The 14080-nt window shown below is 69.4% G+C and carries 14 protein-coding genes; 7 read left to right on the top strand and 7 right to left on the bottom strand.

All coding sequences use genetic code 11. The features are described from left to right. Positions 1-68: 68 nt before the first annotated feature. Positions 69-473, bottom strand: a complete 405-nt coding sequence (locus ACFWX1_RS17825) for an SsgA family sporulation/cell division regulator (RefSeq protein WP_378388519.1) — start codon at positions 471-473, stop codon at positions 69-71. A 195-nt stretch (positions 474-668) separates the two neighbouring features. Continuing rightward, positions 669-1148, bottom strand: coding sequence for an Lrp/AsnC family transcriptional regulator (locus tag ACFWX1_RS17820; protein WP_378388517.1), 480 nt, complete (start codon positions 1146-1148; stop codon positions 669-671). A gap of 186 nt (positions 1149-1334) precedes the next feature. Between ACFWX1_RS17820 and ACFWX1_RS17815 the strand changes: the two genes are divergently transcribed. Further along, positions 1335-2351: a beta-ketoacyl-ACP synthase III gene (locus ACFWX1_RS17815; RefSeq protein ID WP_378388515.1), complete on the top strand. Its 1017-nt coding sequence runs from the start codon at positions 1335-1337 to the stop codon at positions 2349-2351. Positions 2352-2414: 63 nt separating this feature from the next. Here ACFWX1_RS17815 and ACFWX1_RS17810 read toward each other — a convergent pair whose 3' ends face one another. From ACFWX1_RS17810 to ACFWX1_RS17800, 3 genes are all read right to left on the bottom strand, one after another. Next, positions 2415-3896, bottom strand: coding sequence for an adenylate/guanylate cyclase domain-containing protein (locus ACFWX1_RS17810; RefSeq protein ID WP_378388513.1), 1482 nt, complete (start codon positions 3894-3896; stop codon positions 2415-2417). A 130-nt stretch (positions 3897-4026) separates the two neighbouring features. Further along, on the bottom strand, positions 4027-4839 hold the full coding sequence (locus ACFWX1_RS17805; RefSeq protein ID WP_378388511.1) for a class I SAM-dependent methyltransferase: 813 nt from the start codon (positions 4837-4839) through the stop codon (positions 4027-4029). 31 nt (positions 4840-4870) lie between these two features. Beyond that, the gene (locus ACFWX1_RS17800; RefSeq protein WP_378388509.1) at positions 4871-5419 is read right to left on the bottom strand and encodes a CGNR zinc finger domain-containing protein; all 549 of its coding nucleotides are present in this window, start codon (positions 5417-5419) and stop codon (positions 4871-4873) included. A 75-nt stretch (positions 5420-5494) separates the two neighbouring features. On the opposite strand from ACFWX1_RS17800, the gene ACFWX1_RS17795 reads away from it, so the two are divergent. Continuing rightward, the gene (locus ACFWX1_RS17795; protein WP_378388507.1) at positions 5495-6256 is read left to right on the top strand and encodes an SDR family NAD(P)-dependent oxidoreductase; all 762 of its coding nucleotides are present in this window, start codon (positions 5495-5497) and stop codon (positions 6254-6256) included. On the opposite strand, the gene ACFWX1_RS17790 is transcribed toward ACFWX1_RS17795, so the two are convergent. Beyond that, positions 6253-7017, bottom strand: coding sequence for a FadR/GntR family transcriptional regulator (locus tag ACFWX1_RS17790; RefSeq protein WP_378388505.1), 765 nt, complete (start codon positions 7015-7017; stop codon positions 6253-6255). The genes ACFWX1_RS17795 and ACFWX1_RS17790 overlap by 4 nt on opposite strands. A gap of 111 nt (positions 7018-7128) precedes the next feature. On the opposite strand from ACFWX1_RS17790, the gene ACFWX1_RS17785 reads away from it, so the two are divergent. Both ACFWX1_RS17785 and ACFWX1_RS17780 read left to right on the top strand, forming a co-directional pair. Then, positions 7129-7491, top strand: coding sequence for a VOC family protein (locus tag ACFWX1_RS17785; RefSeq protein WP_378388503.1), 363 nt, complete (start codon positions 7129-7131; stop codon positions 7489-7491). Positions 7492-7561: 70 nt separating this feature from the next. Further along, on the top strand, positions 7562-8323 hold the full coding sequence (locus tag ACFWX1_RS17780) for a sulfite exporter TauE/SafE family protein (RefSeq protein WP_378388501.1): 762 nt from the start codon (positions 7562-7564) through the stop codon (positions 8321-8323). 48 nt (positions 8324-8371) lie between these two features. Here ACFWX1_RS17780 and hisC read toward each other — a convergent pair whose 3' ends face one another. Further along, on the bottom strand, positions 8372-9427 hold the full coding sequence (gene hisC, locus ACFWX1_RS17775) for a histidinol-phosphate transaminase (RefSeq protein WP_378388499.1): 1056 nt from the start codon (positions 9425-9427) through the stop codon (positions 8372-8374). Between the two features lie 146 nt (positions 9428-9573). On the opposite strand from hisC, the gene ACFWX1_RS17770 reads away from it, so the two are divergent. The 3 genes from ACFWX1_RS17770 (at position 9574) to ACFWX1_RS17760 (ending at position 14016) form a co-directional block, all read left to right on the top strand. Next, a complete protein-coding gene (locus tag ACFWX1_RS17770; protein WP_378388497.1) occupies positions 9574-10203 on the top strand; it encodes a dienelactone hydrolase family protein in 630 nt (209 codons plus the stop codon). Positions 10204-10283: 80 nt separating this feature from the next. Then, the gene (locus ACFWX1_RS17765) at positions 10284-12263 is read left to right on the top strand and encodes an acetoacetate--CoA ligase (RefSeq protein WP_378388495.1); all 1980 of its coding nucleotides are present in this window, start codon (positions 10284-10286) and stop codon (positions 12261-12263) included. Positions 12264-12300: 37 nt separating this feature from the next. Then, entirely contained in the window at positions 12301-14016 is a 1716-nt protein-coding gene (locus tag ACFWX1_RS17760) for a phosphatidylglycerol lysyltransferase domain-containing protein (protein WP_378388493.1), read from the top strand. Positions 14017-14080: the final 64 nt, after the last annotated feature.

The following is a 14080-nucleotide window of genomic DNA, read 5'->3' as shown; positions in this document are numbered from 1 at the left end:
GTTTGAGTGCCTCCAGCGCACTCAAACCCGCCCCCTCGTTTTCCTCGCCGCGGGAATGGGAGGTCGGGTCAGACGTTGCTGATCTCGTCGATCAGCCCGTCGACGTCGAAGTGCTCGCTCTCCATCCCGAGCGGCACGAGTTCGTAGGACGAGTCGAGGAACGTCTGGACGTCTTCGCGCTCCAGCTCGAACGACGCATAGCCGTCCGGTGACTCGATTTCCAGCGTCAGCAGCGCGTCGTCCTCGGACAGGTCGGGGCGGATCCGGACGTCGCCGATGCCCGCCGGCTTGACCAGTCCGGTCACGAGAAGGTCACGCGCGAACGTCCACTCGATCCACCGGCCACGCTCGGTCCGGAACGAGACGGTTACCGCGAACGGCTCGTCGGCGCGGTAGGACAGGCGGGACAGCACGGGCGTGGTGCTCTCGTTCAGCAACACGAACTGGCTCTGGTGTACGGCATCGGTGTGCACGGCCACTCCTGGTGTTCCTCGTGGTTCGCGCGGCGCGAACTTGTCGGCAAGGAGATGTACGAGCCCGGCGCTCGTGACGGCGAAACCGCCACGTTCACGCGATCGGTTGCATCCGTCCACAGTGGTGTAACACCGGACACATACCCCTTGCGTCCGCGCGGATACCCGTGGTGACCACAATGGACACCCGGCGGGTCAGGTGCCGCCGGTCAGCGGCAGGGTGAGCCCGACCTTCACGCGGTCCATCGCGACGCTGGTGGTGAAGTGCCGCACGTTGGGGTTCTCGAAGAACATCCGGCGCGTGAACGTCTCGAACCCCGCCATGTCCACGGCGGTCACCACCAGGACGAAGTCGGCCGTGCCGGTGACGTAGTAGCACTGCTGTACGTGCTCCTCGGCGAGTACCTGCCGCCGGAACGCGTCGAGCACCGCCAGGTTCTCCCGCTCCATCTCGACCAGCACCACGAACGTCATCGACAGCCCGAGCGCTCGCGGCGACAGCACCGCCACTTCGCGTTCGATGACCCCGGACTCCCGTAGCCGCTTGATCCGCCGCTGCACCGCGGCGGCGGACAGGCCGACCTTGGCGCCGATCGTTTCGGCGATGGTCCGGGCGTCTTCTTGAAGGCAGGCGAGGATGGCCAGATCGAGGTGGTCGAGGTCAGGAGAGTGCACGCTTCAGGCTAACCGGGCGGGCCGCGAAAGCGCCTCGTGTTTAGTGCCGCTCACCCGGTGGGTGAGCCGCCCCGTATGCACCCGTTCAGGGCATTTCCGGTGACATGGAACACAACTGACCGGTCTACCGAGGGGTAGGACATACAAGTGGCCTGCCGTGTTGTCCACCGTCCGGGAGGATTCCCAGTGTCGACGCAAGCCCCTGGCCGGGCCGCCGTACTGGCCGGGCTCGGCGCCTCGCTGCCCGTCAAGGTTCTCGACAACCACGAAATCACCAGTCGGCTGGATACCTCCGACGAATGGATTCGGACCCGTACCGGAATTGCCGAGCGACGGGTCTCGGGGCCCGGTGAGTCCACTGTGGACCTGGCGGTCGCCGCCGGTCGCCGGGCGCTGGCTTCGGCCGGTCTCGCCGGCTCGGAAGCGGTCGACGCTGTCGTGCTCGCGACTTCCACGGCCGACCAGCTGTGCCCGGCGAGCGCACCCCAGGTCGCGAGCCGGCTGGGGCTCGACGGTGTCGCGGCTTTCGACCTCAATGCGGTCTGCAGCGGCTTCGTCTACGCGCTGGCCACCGGTGGCGGACTGATCGCTGGTGGCGTTGCGCGACGAGTGCTGGTGATCGGTGCGGACACCTTCACCTCCCTGGTGGATCCGGAGGACCGGACGACCGTGCCGATCTTCGGCGACGGCGCGGGCGCCGTGGTGCTGCGCGCCGGTCTGCCGGACGAGCCCGGCGCGTTCGGACCGTTCGACCTGCACAGCGAGGGCGAGCTGGCCGAGCTGCTGTGGGTCGAGGCGGGCGGTTCGAAGCACCGGAACTCGGCCGACCCGCGAGACCACTACCTCGTCATGCAGGGCACCGCGGTGTTCCGGCACGCGTGCGCGCGCATGGCGGAGTCCTCCCGCGCCGTGCTGGAACAGGCCGGCTGGATGGTCGGGGACGTCGACCGGTTCGTCGGGCACCAGGCGAACATCCGGATCCTGCAGTCGACGGCGAAACAGCTCGGCCTGCCCGTCGACGCCGTGGTGGCCAACATCCAGCGCGTCGGGAACACCAGCGCGGCGTCGATCCCGCTCGCGCTGGCCGACGCCTGCGCGGACGGCACCCTCGAGTCCGGGCACCGCGTGCTGCTCAGCGCGTTCGGTGCCGGGCTGACCTGGGGCTCGACGCTGCTGCGCTGGCCGGACGTCGTCCCCGGCTGAGACTCCCGGCGGATCAGGCCGGCTGTCCCGAAACCTGGGGCAGGCCGTCCTGGTGCCGGCGGCTCAGCAGGTCCAGGTGATGGTGGGTTCCTGACGTCCGCGGAGCACGGTCTCGCCGTGCTTCGACCACCGCTCCCGCTCACTGTTCAGCGCCGCGCCGATCACCGCGTCGCTCGCCAGGATGCGCGACGGCACCGACTTCGCGTGCTCGGTCAGCCGGGCGGCCTCGTTCACCGCGTCGCCGATGACCGTGTACTCGAGCCGGCTGCTCGTGCCGAGCTGCCCCGCGAACACCTGCCCGCTCGCCACCCCGATTCCGAGGTCGAGCTCCCCGGCGTCCCGGACGGCGTCGCGGATGGCGCGCGCAGCCGCCAGCGCCGCCGTCGGCGCGTCCGCGTGCCGCGTGGGCGCGCCGAAGACGCACAGCGCCGCGTCACCCTGGAACTTGTTCACCAGCCCACCGCGCGCGTTCACCGCGTCGACGACGCTGGCGAAGAGCCGGTTCAGCTTGCCGACCAGTTCCTCCGGTGGCGTGTGATAGGCCAGCGCGGTCGAATCGACGACGTCGACGAACAGTGCCGTCACCTCACGGACGTCGCCGGACAGCGAAGCGCCGTACTCGAGCGCGTGCCGGGCGACCTCCGTCCCGACGTGCCTGCCGAACAGGTCCCGCATGCGGTCCTGCTCGCGCAACCCGGCGGCGAGCTCGTTGACCGACGTCTGGAGCATCCCGATCTCGCTCGAATCGTCCACGTCGACCGCGACGTCCGTGCTGCCCTTGGCGATCCGGTCGAGCGCGATCCGCAGCCGGTGCAGCGGTGCCGCGACCGCCCGCGCCAGCAACGCGGTGCCGAGCGCGCCGACCACCAGGCCGATCACCGACAGCATCACCAGGCTCGCGGTGTGGTCGCCGCTGCCGAGGTCCGGCGGCGTGGCCACGACCAGCACGCCGACGAACGGCACGCCGCTGGCCAGTGCCCAGGTCACGACCAGCCTGGTCAGCACGGTGACCGGCAGCGATCCCTGCGGTGGGGTCACCTCCAGCGCGATCGTCATCACCGGCCGCGCGACCCACTCGGCCGCGAGGTAGGTGAGTCCGACCGTCGTCAGGCCGCCGAGCCCGATCGTCAGCGCCATCCCGGCGACGTCGGCCAGTGAGCCGAGCACTCCCGCGAGCACGCTGAGCACCACCGTGCCGATCAGCCACAGGGTGCCGCTGACCACGGCCATGTCGACCGGCAACCGCAACGCGCGCCGTGCCTCGGCCTCCGTCGGCGGGCGGCCCAGCACGAACCACACCGCGGTGCGCCGCTGGAGCCACGCGGTCCACAGGGTGCCGACCAGCAGGAACAGCGTCACGATCCCGGCCGCCGTCAGCCCCAGGACCCAGCCGTGGTCGCCGACGTCGTTCGGCAGCCCCTGCAGGAGCAGCAGCAGCGCCACCACGCCCGACCCGCAGACGCTCGAACCGACGCCCAGTGCCGCGAAGCCCAGGCTGGTGCGCAGCACCACCCGGAACCTCCCCAGCTCGGCGTTCCTGCGCACGAGCTTGATCGTATGGTGTCGGCTTCGCCGCGGCGAGGACAGGCACAGCCACCGATGCCGCTTCCGATCGGTTCGACGTTCCGGCGCGCGTGCGTCGGTCACCCGCGGCGGCCGCGCGGGCGCGACCAGCTCAGAAGCGCCAGCGGCCGATCCGGGCCATCTTGCGGATCAGCGGGAAGTACTTGGTCGCCCGCAACTGCATCCTCGTGACCGGGGACACCTTCGCCATCACCTCCGGTGTCGCCCACTCCGAAGCGTCCAGTGCGGACACCGGATCCAGGCCGAACCGCTCGAACTCCCGCGGGTCGTCGACGCCCCAGTACAGCGTCGCTCCCGCCTTGCGGACCACCGGGTTGATCTTCTGCAGCTTGATTCCCCACCTGCTGAAGATGTCGCAGATCAGCTCGCCGGACGGGAACTTCGCGACCAGGCGCCGCAGCAGCTCCTCACCGCCCTCGGGCGTCAGGTACATGGTCAGCCCTTCGGCGACGATCAGCGCCGGACGGTCCGACGGCACCAGGTCGAGCCAGCCGAAGTCGGTGACCGAGGAACCGATGGTGTGGTAGTTCGCGCGCTCGGGGAAGATCTTCCGCCGCAGCTCGACCACCTCCGGGTAGTCGACGTCGAACCACTCCACGGTCGGCGGCGGGTCGAGCCGGTAGACCCGTGTGTCCATCCCGCAACCCAGGTGCACCACGACCGCGTCCGGATGCTCGCGCAGGTACTCGGCGGACCAGTCGTCGATCGGCTTCGCCCGCAGCACCACGGACGCGGCCCGTTCGCCGGTGAGTCCCAGCTTCGGGAAGTCGTAGTCGATCTGCCGCACCGCATCGTCGGCCGCCCGATCGCCCAGAATCGGATTGTCGAGCCTGCTGTCCAGCGCCCGGCCGTACAGCGTGGCGAGCATGGTCGCCTTTTCCTCGGTGAAGTGCACCTTCTCCATTGCGGTCACCCCCGTTATAAGTTTCAGAACTTCATGAAGAATGTACTCCCTTCCGCTCGCGGTACGAGCGCGTTTTGACGCGATTCCCGCAGCCGGCCGTCGAGCACCAGCGACCGTTGCGTGGCTTGCTCCTGTCGTAGAACACCCAGCCGCAGTCCGGGGCGGCGCAGGTCTTCATCCGGCTCCAGCTGCCGTCGGCCGAGGTCAGCACCACGGTCGCGAGCAGTTCGGCGAGGCTTCCGGTGACTCCTTCCTGGTAGGGCCGCAACAGCAAGCGGCCGTCGGCGTGCAGGGGCAGGTCCTCGCCCGCGCGTGCGAGGTCGTGCGCGGTCTCTTCGTTCGGTTCGCCGGTGCGGTTGACCGTCGCCATCCCGCGCAGCGCCTTTCGCAGCAACTCGGCGAGCCGGAGTTCGGCCGCCGTGAACTCGCCCCGCTCGTGGAGCCAGTCCGGCAACCGATCGTCCGGCGTGCGCCCGCCGAACGTCCGCTCGTCGACCGTGTTCATGAAGTCGTACACCGGCACCAACCGCTCCGGGACGCGGTGGAACTCGGCGGCCTCGATCTGCCAGTCCCATGCCATCGCAACACCACCTAACCGTTTTACTGTAGCATCGACACCGGCAAAGCATTTTGATGGTGTCGACCAGGGAGAACGATGAAGAACGCGGTGGTGACCGGAGCGAGCAGGGGGATCGGGCTCGCGGTGGTGCGGCAGCTGGTGGCGGCGGGGTACCGCGTCGTCGCGGGTGCCCGCACGGTGAGCGAAGAGCTGAAGGCGGCGACCCCGCTGACGCTCTCCGTCGATCTCACGTCCCCGGACGGGCCCGATCGGCTCATCCGGCACGCGCTGGCCGAGCTGGGCGGGATCGACCTGCTGGTCAACAACGTCGGTGGCGGAGGCACCCGGCCGGGCGGGTTCCTCAGCGTCAGTGACGAAGAGTGGCAGCGAACGCTGGATCTGACGCTGTTCAGCACCATCCGGGCCACCAGGGCCGCGCTGCCGGGCATGCTCGAGCGGCGCGGGCAGGTGGTGAACATCGGCTCGGTGAACGCGCGCCTGCCCGGTGTCGCCGTGCTCGACTACTCGGCGGCGAAGGCCGCCCTGGTCAATCTCGGCAAGTCACTGGCCGAGGAGTTCGGCCCGCGCGGGGTCCGGATCAACACGATCTCGCCGGGGCCGGTGCGCACCGAGGTCTGGACGGCACCGGGTTCGGTCGGTGATCACCTCGCCGTCCAGGCCGGGGTACCGATCGACGAGCTCGTCGAACGGATGCCGGAGCTGATGGGCTCGTCCACCGGCCGGTTCACCGAGCCCGAGGAGATCGGCGCGCTGGTGGTGTTCCTCGCCTCCGGGAAGGCGCCGAACATCAGCGGCTCCGATCTCGTGATCGACGGAGGGATGGTGAAAACGGTCTAGGAATCCTTTGTGGACGAATCCGTAGCCGGTGGGGAGGGGGAAGTCGTGGACGCGTAGTCATGGGCGTAGGTCTTGGCGTCCAGCAGGTGCTTCAGGGTGAGTTCGCGTGCCGCCGCGGCGTCGGAACGGCGAATGGCGTCGAGGATCGCGCGGTGCTCCTCGACGGCCTTGCGGATCTGGCCGGGCAGCCGGAGTGCCGTGCGGCGTTCCTCGCCGACCAGGGAGAGGACGGAGCGGAGCAGATCGGCGACGTCGTCATTGCCCGCGTTCCCGGCGATGACGCGGTGGAATTCGGCGTCGGTGGCGATCACGCGGAGCATGTCACCGTCGGCGGCGGCCTGTTCCATCTCGGCGACGTTGTGCTCCAGCTTGCTCACGACGCGCGGGGTGTGCTGATGGGCGAGCCGCTCGGCGAGGGTCGGTTCGACCGTGGCGCGCAGGTCGAACAGCTTCTCGACGAGCTGCTCGTGCTCGGAGAACCAGCTGCGCAGCGGCCGGTCGCCCGAACTCTCCTGCTCCCGGACGTAGGTGCCCGATCCGGCGCGGATCTGGACGTAGCCGATGGAGTCGAGGACACGCAGCGCCTGCCGGAGCGAGCCGCGGCTGATGCCGAGCTGTTCGCACAGCACGCGCTCGGCGGGCAACCGGGAGCCGGGAGCGAGCTGCCCGGAGTCGATCATGGTGCGCAGATGATCGACGGTCGCGCTCCAGACCTGTTCCGAGCGCGCCTCGTGCACGCCGGGCTCACCGGGATCGACCACCGCACCATCCTGTCAGGTCGCGGGCGCGCACGGGATCGGACCGGCCCCTGCCCCCGGATCGGTCCGCCCGAAGCCGGAACCGGGACCACGCGGTCCTGGTTGAATCCGGACATGCCCGCGACCTTCAAGGACCTCGCGCTCGACGCCAACGACCACCAGCGGCTCGCGGACTGGTGGTGTGCCGCCCTGGGCTACGTCCGGCGGGACTCGCTCACCGGTGACACGCGCCCGCCGGACTGGCCCGTGCCGATCGTCGACCCGGCCGGGAAGGGGCCGCTCATCTGGATCAACCCGGTACCCGAACGCAAGACCGTGAAGAACCGCATGCATCTGGACGTCTTCGGCGACACCGCGGAGCTGGTCGCCGCCGGTGCGACGCTGATCAGGGCGCGGGACGGTGAAATCGCCTGGGACGTGGTCGCCGATCCGGAGGGAAACGAGTTCTGCGTGTTCGAGCGGACGCGCCACTCATGAGTGTCTGACCAGACACATCTCCATCGCGTCAGCCGATCACCGTGCTTAGGGTGCCGGACGTGAGCGTTTCATGACGTGGTGGCACGCGGTGATCATCTTGGTCGCGGGCGTCTGGGCGGGCACCATCAACACGGTCGTCGGGTCCGGAACGCTCGTGACGTTCCCTGTCCTGGTCGCGCTGGGATACCCGCCGGTGACGGCCACGACGTCGAACGCGATCGGCCTCGCACCGGGCACGGTCAGCGGAGCGATCGGTTATCGGCACGAACTCGTCGGCTACTGGCCGCAGGTCGTCCGGTTCGGCGTCGCGTCATTCCTCGGCGCGATAGGCGGGACGATCCTGCTGTTGTCGCTGCCGAAGGACGCGTTCGAGACGGTCGTGCCCATCCTGGTCGGGCTCGCCGTGGTGCTGGTGATCATCCAGCCGCGGGTGTCGAGGTGGGTCGCCAAACGGCGTGAGGCCAACGGCACCGAGCACAAGCCGGGGCCGCTGCTGCTGTTCCTGCTGTTCCTCATCGGCATCTACGGCGGCTACTTCACCGCCGCGCAGGGCGTGATGATGATGGCGGTCATGGGCATGCTGCTGTCCGAGCCGTTGCAACGGCTCAACGGCACCAAGAACGCTCTCGCCGCCGTCGTGAACATCGTCGCCGGCTTGATCTACGCCTTCACCGCGCCGATCAGCTGGCCGGTGGTCGGGCTGCTGGCCGTCGGGTCGACCATCGGCGGCCAGCTGGGCGCGAAGATCGGCCGCAAGCTGTCGCCGACGGTCCTGCGCGGGGTGATCGTCGTCGTCGGGATCGCTGCGGTGATCCAGCTCCTGGTCAAGTAGCGGAAGGTTCCCGGCGGCGTGGGAACACCGCCGGGATACAGCCGTGCGCTACCGGGCGAATTCGCGGGCGGCGTCGAGGAAGAGGTCGTTCTCCTCGGGTGTTCCGATGGTGACCCGGACACCGTCACCCGCGAACGGGCGCACGACCAGCTTCCGGTCCAGGAGGTGCTCGGCGAACGCCGTTGCACGCTCGCCCAGCGGCAGCCAGACGAAGTTCGCCTGCGTTTCCGGCACCTCGTAGCCCGCTTCGAGCAGCGCCGCGTGAACCCGGTCCCGTTCGCCGATGATGTCGCGGCAGCGCGCCATCAGCTCGTCGGCGGCGTCCAGCGACGCGAGCGCGGCGACTTGAGCGAGCATGTTGACCGAGAACGCGACGTACACCTGCCGCAGCGCGTCCGCGATCGGCTCCGGCGCCACCGCGTAGCCGATGCGCAGCCCCGCCAGGCCGTACGCCTTGGAGAAGGTGCGAAGCACCGTGACGTTGTCGCGGTTTCGTGTGAACTCGATCCCGTCCGGCACGTCGGCGTCGGTGACGAATTCGCGGTACGCCTCGTCGAGCACCACGAGGACGCGCTCGGGGACCGCGTCGAGGAACCGCTCCAGTTCCGCCCGCCGCAGCGCCGTCCCGGTCGGGTTGTTCGGATTGCAGACGAACATCAGCCGCGTCCTGGGCGTGATGGCGGCGAGCATCGCGTCCAGGTCCAGCGCGTGCCCGGACGTCACCGGCACCCGCACGCCGACCGCGTTCGCGACCTGGGTGACGATCGGGTACGCCTCGAACGAACGCCACCCGAAAATGACCTCGTCACCGGGCTCGCACACCGCCTGGACCAGTTGCTGGCACAGTGAAACCGAGCCACAGCCGACCGCGATCCGCTCGACCGGCACGGCCAGCTCCCCGGCCAGCCGGTCGCGCAGCGCCTGCGAGCCGGTGTCCGGGTAGCGGTTGATGCCCGTCGCCGCTTCGGCGAGCGCCTTGGCCACGCTGGGCAGCGCGCCACCGGGTACCTCGTTGCTCGCCAGCTTGATCGCGCCTTGGATCGTCCGGCCAGGGACGTACTTCGGCAACGATTCGAGATCGGCTCGCGGTGAGACGGTCGACATCTTCGGCGCTCCTCGGGTCGGGCGGGACAGCACCGTCACCGTATCTTTCCGGCCGCCGATCCCGCGAGAGTCTTATCGCCGGTTTGGTCATGGGTGGCCTGCCACAGTGTGTTTCCCTGTTCACCCGGAGGTGCTTGAGTGGCGACATGACCTCGATCAGCACGGTGGAACACCCGCGCTCGGACGGAAGCGCCCTGCGCCTGACCTTCGCCCAGCCCGTCGGCGCGATACGCGGTGGCTTGGTGGTGCTGCACGAGGCGGACGGCGTCGATGACGGTGTCCGGCTCCTGGTGCTGAGCCTTGCCGGCGAAGGCTGGCTCACCGTCACCCCGCATCTCGACGGCGACAACCTCACCCAGCAGGACCTGCTCGATGCCACCGACGCCACGCTCGCCTGGCTCAGTGACCGCGGGGTGCAAGCGGATCTCATCGGTGTCGTCGGCTTCGACCTCGGCGGGACCGCGGCACTCGTCGTCGCGTCCCATCGCAGACTGGGAGCGGCGGTGAGCGTCGGCGGCCAGCGCGTCGCGGAGCTGCCCGCGTTGATGGAAATCGCCGGACGGCTCACCAGCCCGTGGCTCGGCATGTACGGCGACGCGGGTGACGAGGCGGGCGGCGCCGAAGTCGAACAGCTGCGGGAGGCCGCCGCGTCGGCCGGTGTCGTCACCAACGTCGTCCACTATCCCGGTGCCAACCACCGTTTCGACGCCGATCCGTCCGCCGCAGCGGAAGCCTGGCAGCGCACGCTCGACTGGTTCGACGCGCATTTGCGCTGAGCGGAACGCACCACGGCGTCCGGTTTAGGGCCGTGGCCGAAGACCTGGTTGGGGCGGTTAGCGGGAGTTAACATCGCGGGGTGACACACACCGCAGACGCCCCTGAAGTGCTCTGGCGACCCGACCGGAGTCACGTGTCCGACACCAAGATCGAGGCCTTCCGCCAGTGGCTGCGCCGGGAACGGGGCGTCGAGGTGGACGACTACGCGTCGCTGTGGGAGTTCTCGGTGCGGCAGGTACCGGAGTTCTGGTCCGCCGTCACCGAGTTCCTCGGTGTGCGCTGGCATGAGCGGCCCCGAGAGGTCCTGTCCGGGGCGATGCCGTCGGCGAAGTGGTTCGACGGCGGCACGCTCAACTACGCCGAGCACGCGCTCAGCCCTGGCGTCGCGGGCGCGGCGAAAGGCGATGACGAGCTCGCGGTGATCTTCCACCGCGAGGACGGCGTAAGCGGGCAGCTGACCTACGGCGCGCTGCGGGCGAAGGTCGCCGCAGCCAGGGCGGCGCTGCGCGAACTCGGGGTCGGCAAGGGGGACAGGGTCGTCGCGCTCGCGCCGAACTGCCCGCAGACGCTGATCGCGTTCCTCGCCACCGCGAGCCTGGGCGCGATCTGGTCGTCTTGTTCCCCCGACTTCGGTGTCCGGGCGATCGCGGACCGGTTCACCCAGATCGAGCCCAAGGTCCTGATCGCGGTCAACGGCTATGTCTACAACGGACGGTCGTTCGACGTCAGGTCCACGGTGACGCAGCTACGCGAGCAGATCCCGGCACTCGCCGCCACCGTGCTCATCGACTACGCCGGCGAGGGCAGGCTCGACGGCGCGCTCGACTGGGACACGCTGCTCGCCGAACACGCCGGTGCGGAGCTGGAGTTCGAGCCGGTCGAATTCGCGCATCCCCTGTGGGTGCTCTATTCCTCCGGGACGACCGGCCTGCCCAAGGGCATCGTGCACGGCCACGGCGGGATCATCGTCGAGCATCTGAAGGCGATCGTCCTGCAGAGCGACCTCGGGCCGGGCGATCGCTTCTTCTGGTTCACCACCACCGGCTGGATGATGTGGAACTTCCTCATTTCCGGGCTGCTGGCGGGCTCCACCATCGTGCTGTTCGACGGCAGCCCCGGGTATCCGGACCTGAACGTGCTGTGGCACCTGGCCGAACAGCATCGTGTGACCTACTTCGGCACCTCCGCGCCGTTCGTCCAGAGCTGTCTCAAGGCCGGGATCCACCCGGCGAGCCGGTACGACCTGACCGCGCTGCGCGTGCTGGGCTCCACGGGCGCCCCGCTGAGCACCGAGGGGTTCCGCTGGATCGTCGACGAGGTCGGCAAGAGCGTGCAGATCTGCTCGGTGTCCGGTGGTACGGACCTGTGCGCGGCGTTCGTAGCCGGTGCGCCCGACGTCCCGGTGTGGCTTGGTGAGCTGTCGTGCCGGGCACTCGGCGCCGCGGTGTCGGCGTTCGACGAGGCGGGCAACGCCGTCGTCGAGGAGGTCGGCGAGCTGGTGATCAGCGAGCCGATGCCGTCGATGCCGGTGTTCTTCTGGAACGACCCGGACGGCTCGCGGCTGCGCGAAGCGTACTTCGGCATGTACCCCGGCTTGTGGCGGCACGGCGACTGGATCCGGATCACCGGCCGCGGTTCGGCGGTGATCTACGGCCGGAGTGATTCGACACTCAACCGTGGCGGGGTCCGCATGGGCACCGCGGAGTTCTATCGTGTGGTGGAGGGGTTCGACCAGGTCGCCGATTCGCTGGTCGTCGACACTTCGGCCGCCGGGAACGACGACGGGCAGCTGCTCTGCTTCCTCGTGCTCGCCCCGGGTGCCGAGCTGTCCGACGTCGAGCCGGCGTTGCGGAAGGAGCTGCGCGGCGCGCTCTCCCCGCGGCATGTACCCGATCGGTTCGTCGTGGTGGCTGAAGTCCCGCGCACGCTGAACGGTAAAAAGTGTGAGGTGCCGGTGAAGAAAATCCTCTCCGGCGTGGCCCCGGAGCGGGCCGTGAGCAAGGACGCGCTGGCGAATCCGGCGGCATTGGCGCCGTTCGTGGAGCTGGCCAAGGGGTAGACGGGGGAAGTATGGCGGTGCGCGCGGTGTTGCAGGCGTGGTGACGGGGACTCGCGCACACAACACCTGGCAGCTGGCGGGGACCACGTCGGTAGCGGTGATCACCTGGGTGACGCGCATCGTCGGGTTGCTGGCGATCGTGTCGGTGGTGATCCCGGCCGGACGGCGCAATCTGCGCGGCCACCTGGCCGAATGGCTGGAACTGCCGCAGGAGGCGACGGTCGGCGCGGCCACGGTCGCGCTGGTGTCCGGGGTGCTGCTGGTGATGCTGGCGGCCGGGCTGCGCCGCCGGAAGCGTCGCGCGTGGCAGCTCGCGGTCGCGGGGTCGGTGCTGCTGACCGCGGCGCACCTGGGGCTCAGGCACGTCATCGGCGCCGGGATCGTGTCGGTGATCCTGCTCACCGGGCTGCTCGCGACCCGCCGCTACTTCATCGCGAAGCCGGACCCGGTCGTCGGCCGATGGCGTGCCGTGCGGGTCTTCCTGCAGCTGAACATCGCCGGGTTCGTCATCAACCTGGTGCTGCTGTCGGTCGCCTCGCGCACTGTGCTGGAGCCGCTGTCCTTCGGCGACCGGGTCGAGCAGTCGCTGCTGGCGCTGTTCGGCGCGAGCGGGTCGGCGGAGTTCCACGCGATGTGGCTGGAGGACCTGTCCGCGGCCATCGGCCTGCTGTTCGGGATCGGCGCTCTTCTTCTCGCGGCCTACTTCCTGTTGCGTTCCGCCGAACCGGCGCCCCGGCTGACCGACGACGAGGTGCGGCGGCTGGCGGACCTGCTCGAGGCCCACGGCGAGCGTGATTCGCTGGGCTACTTCGCGCTGCGGCGGGACAAGTTCGTGGTGTTCTCGAAGTCCGGCAAGGCGGCCGTCACCTACCGCGTGATCGCCGGGGTCGCACTCTGCTCGGCCGACCCGCTGGGCGATCACGAGGCATGGCCGGGCGCGATCGAGGAGTACCTGGAGGTGTGCCGCAGGCACGCCTGGGTGCCCGCCGCGATGGGCGCGTCCGAGCTGGGAGCCACGGTATGGGCCCGGTTCGGCCTCGAGGTGCTCGAGATCGGCGACGAGGCCGTGGTCGACGTCGAGACCTTCACCCTCGACGGCCGGATCATGCGTGGCGTGCGGCAGGCGGCGTCGCGGACCAAACGGGCCGGGTACAAGGTGCTGGTCCGGCGCGCTGAGGACCTGCGCGAAGGCGAGCTGGCCGAACTGGAGGTGCTCGCCGCGAACTGGCGGGGCACGGACACCGAGCGCGGGTTCTCGATGGCGCTGGGACGGATGGGCGACCGCGGTTCGGTGCTGGTGACGGCCGAACAGGACGGCCGCGTCCGTGGCGTGCTGCAGTTCGTCCCGTGGGGCAAGCACGGGCTTTCGCTGGACGTCATGCGTCGCGACCGGACCGCTGACAACGGCGTCAACGAGCTGATGATCTCCGAACTGCTGCTCGCCGTCCGCGGCAGCGGCATCCGGAGCGTCTCGCTGAACTTCGCCGCGTTCCGGGCATTGATGGAGCAGGGACAGCGCATCGGGGCCGGTCCCGTCGCCCGGCTGTCCGCGAAGGTCATCCACTTCTTCTCGCGGTGGATCCAGATCGAAAGCCTTTACCGGTTCAACGCCAAGTTCCAGCCGCACTGGGTGCCCCGGTATCTCGTCTACCCCGCCGTCCGGGAACTGCCCAGGGTCGGCATCGCCGCGTTCGAGGCGGAAGGGCTCGGCGGGCGATCTCCGCGCCTGCTCAGGCTGTTGCGCCGGGCGTGAGGGGGGTGCTGTTGGAGGCCCTCGGAGGGGTGTGTAACCTATCTGAGCAGTGGTCACCGGGCCT

Origin of the sequence: Amycolatopsis sp. NPDC059021 (assembly GCF_042739895.1) — a bacterium.
GTDB lineage: Bacteria > Actinomycetota > Actinomycetes > Mycobacteriales > Pseudonocardiaceae > Amycolatopsis.
The sequence above is the reverse complement of the archived record's forward strand: the minus strand, read 5'-3'. Positions and strand labels throughout refer to the sequence as shown.

Bases quoted from the DNA above. Each gene is read 5' to 3' on its own strand.
- ACFWX1_RS17770 (WP_378388497.1), top strand. From the start codon at position 9,574: ATGACCTCGATCAGCACGGTGGAACACCCGCGCTCGGACGGAAGCGCC.
- ACFWX1_RS17780 (WP_378388501.1), top strand. From the start codon at position 7,562: ATGACGTGGTGGCACGCGGTGATCATCTTGGTCGCGGGCGTCTGGGCG.
- hisC (WP_378388499.1), bottom strand. From the start codon at position 9,427: ATGTCGACCGTCTCACCGCGAGCCGATCTCGAATCGTTGCCGAAGTAC.
- ACFWX1_RS17785 (WP_378388503.1), top strand. From the start codon at position 7,129: ATGCCCGCGACCTTCAAGGACCTCGCGCTCGACGCCAACGACCACCAG.
- ACFWX1_RS17800 (WP_378388509.1), bottom strand. From the start codon at position 5,419: ATGGCATGGGACTGGCAGATCGAGGCCGCCGAGTTCCACCGCGTCCCG.
- ACFWX1_RS17805 (WP_378388511.1), bottom strand. From the start codon at position 4,839: ATGGAGAAGGTGCACTTCACCGAGGAAAAGGCGACCATGCTCGCCACG.
- ACFWX1_RS17795 (WP_378388507.1), top strand. From the start codon at position 5,495: ATGAAGAACGCGGTGGTGACCGGAGCGAGCAGGGGGATCGGGCTCGCG.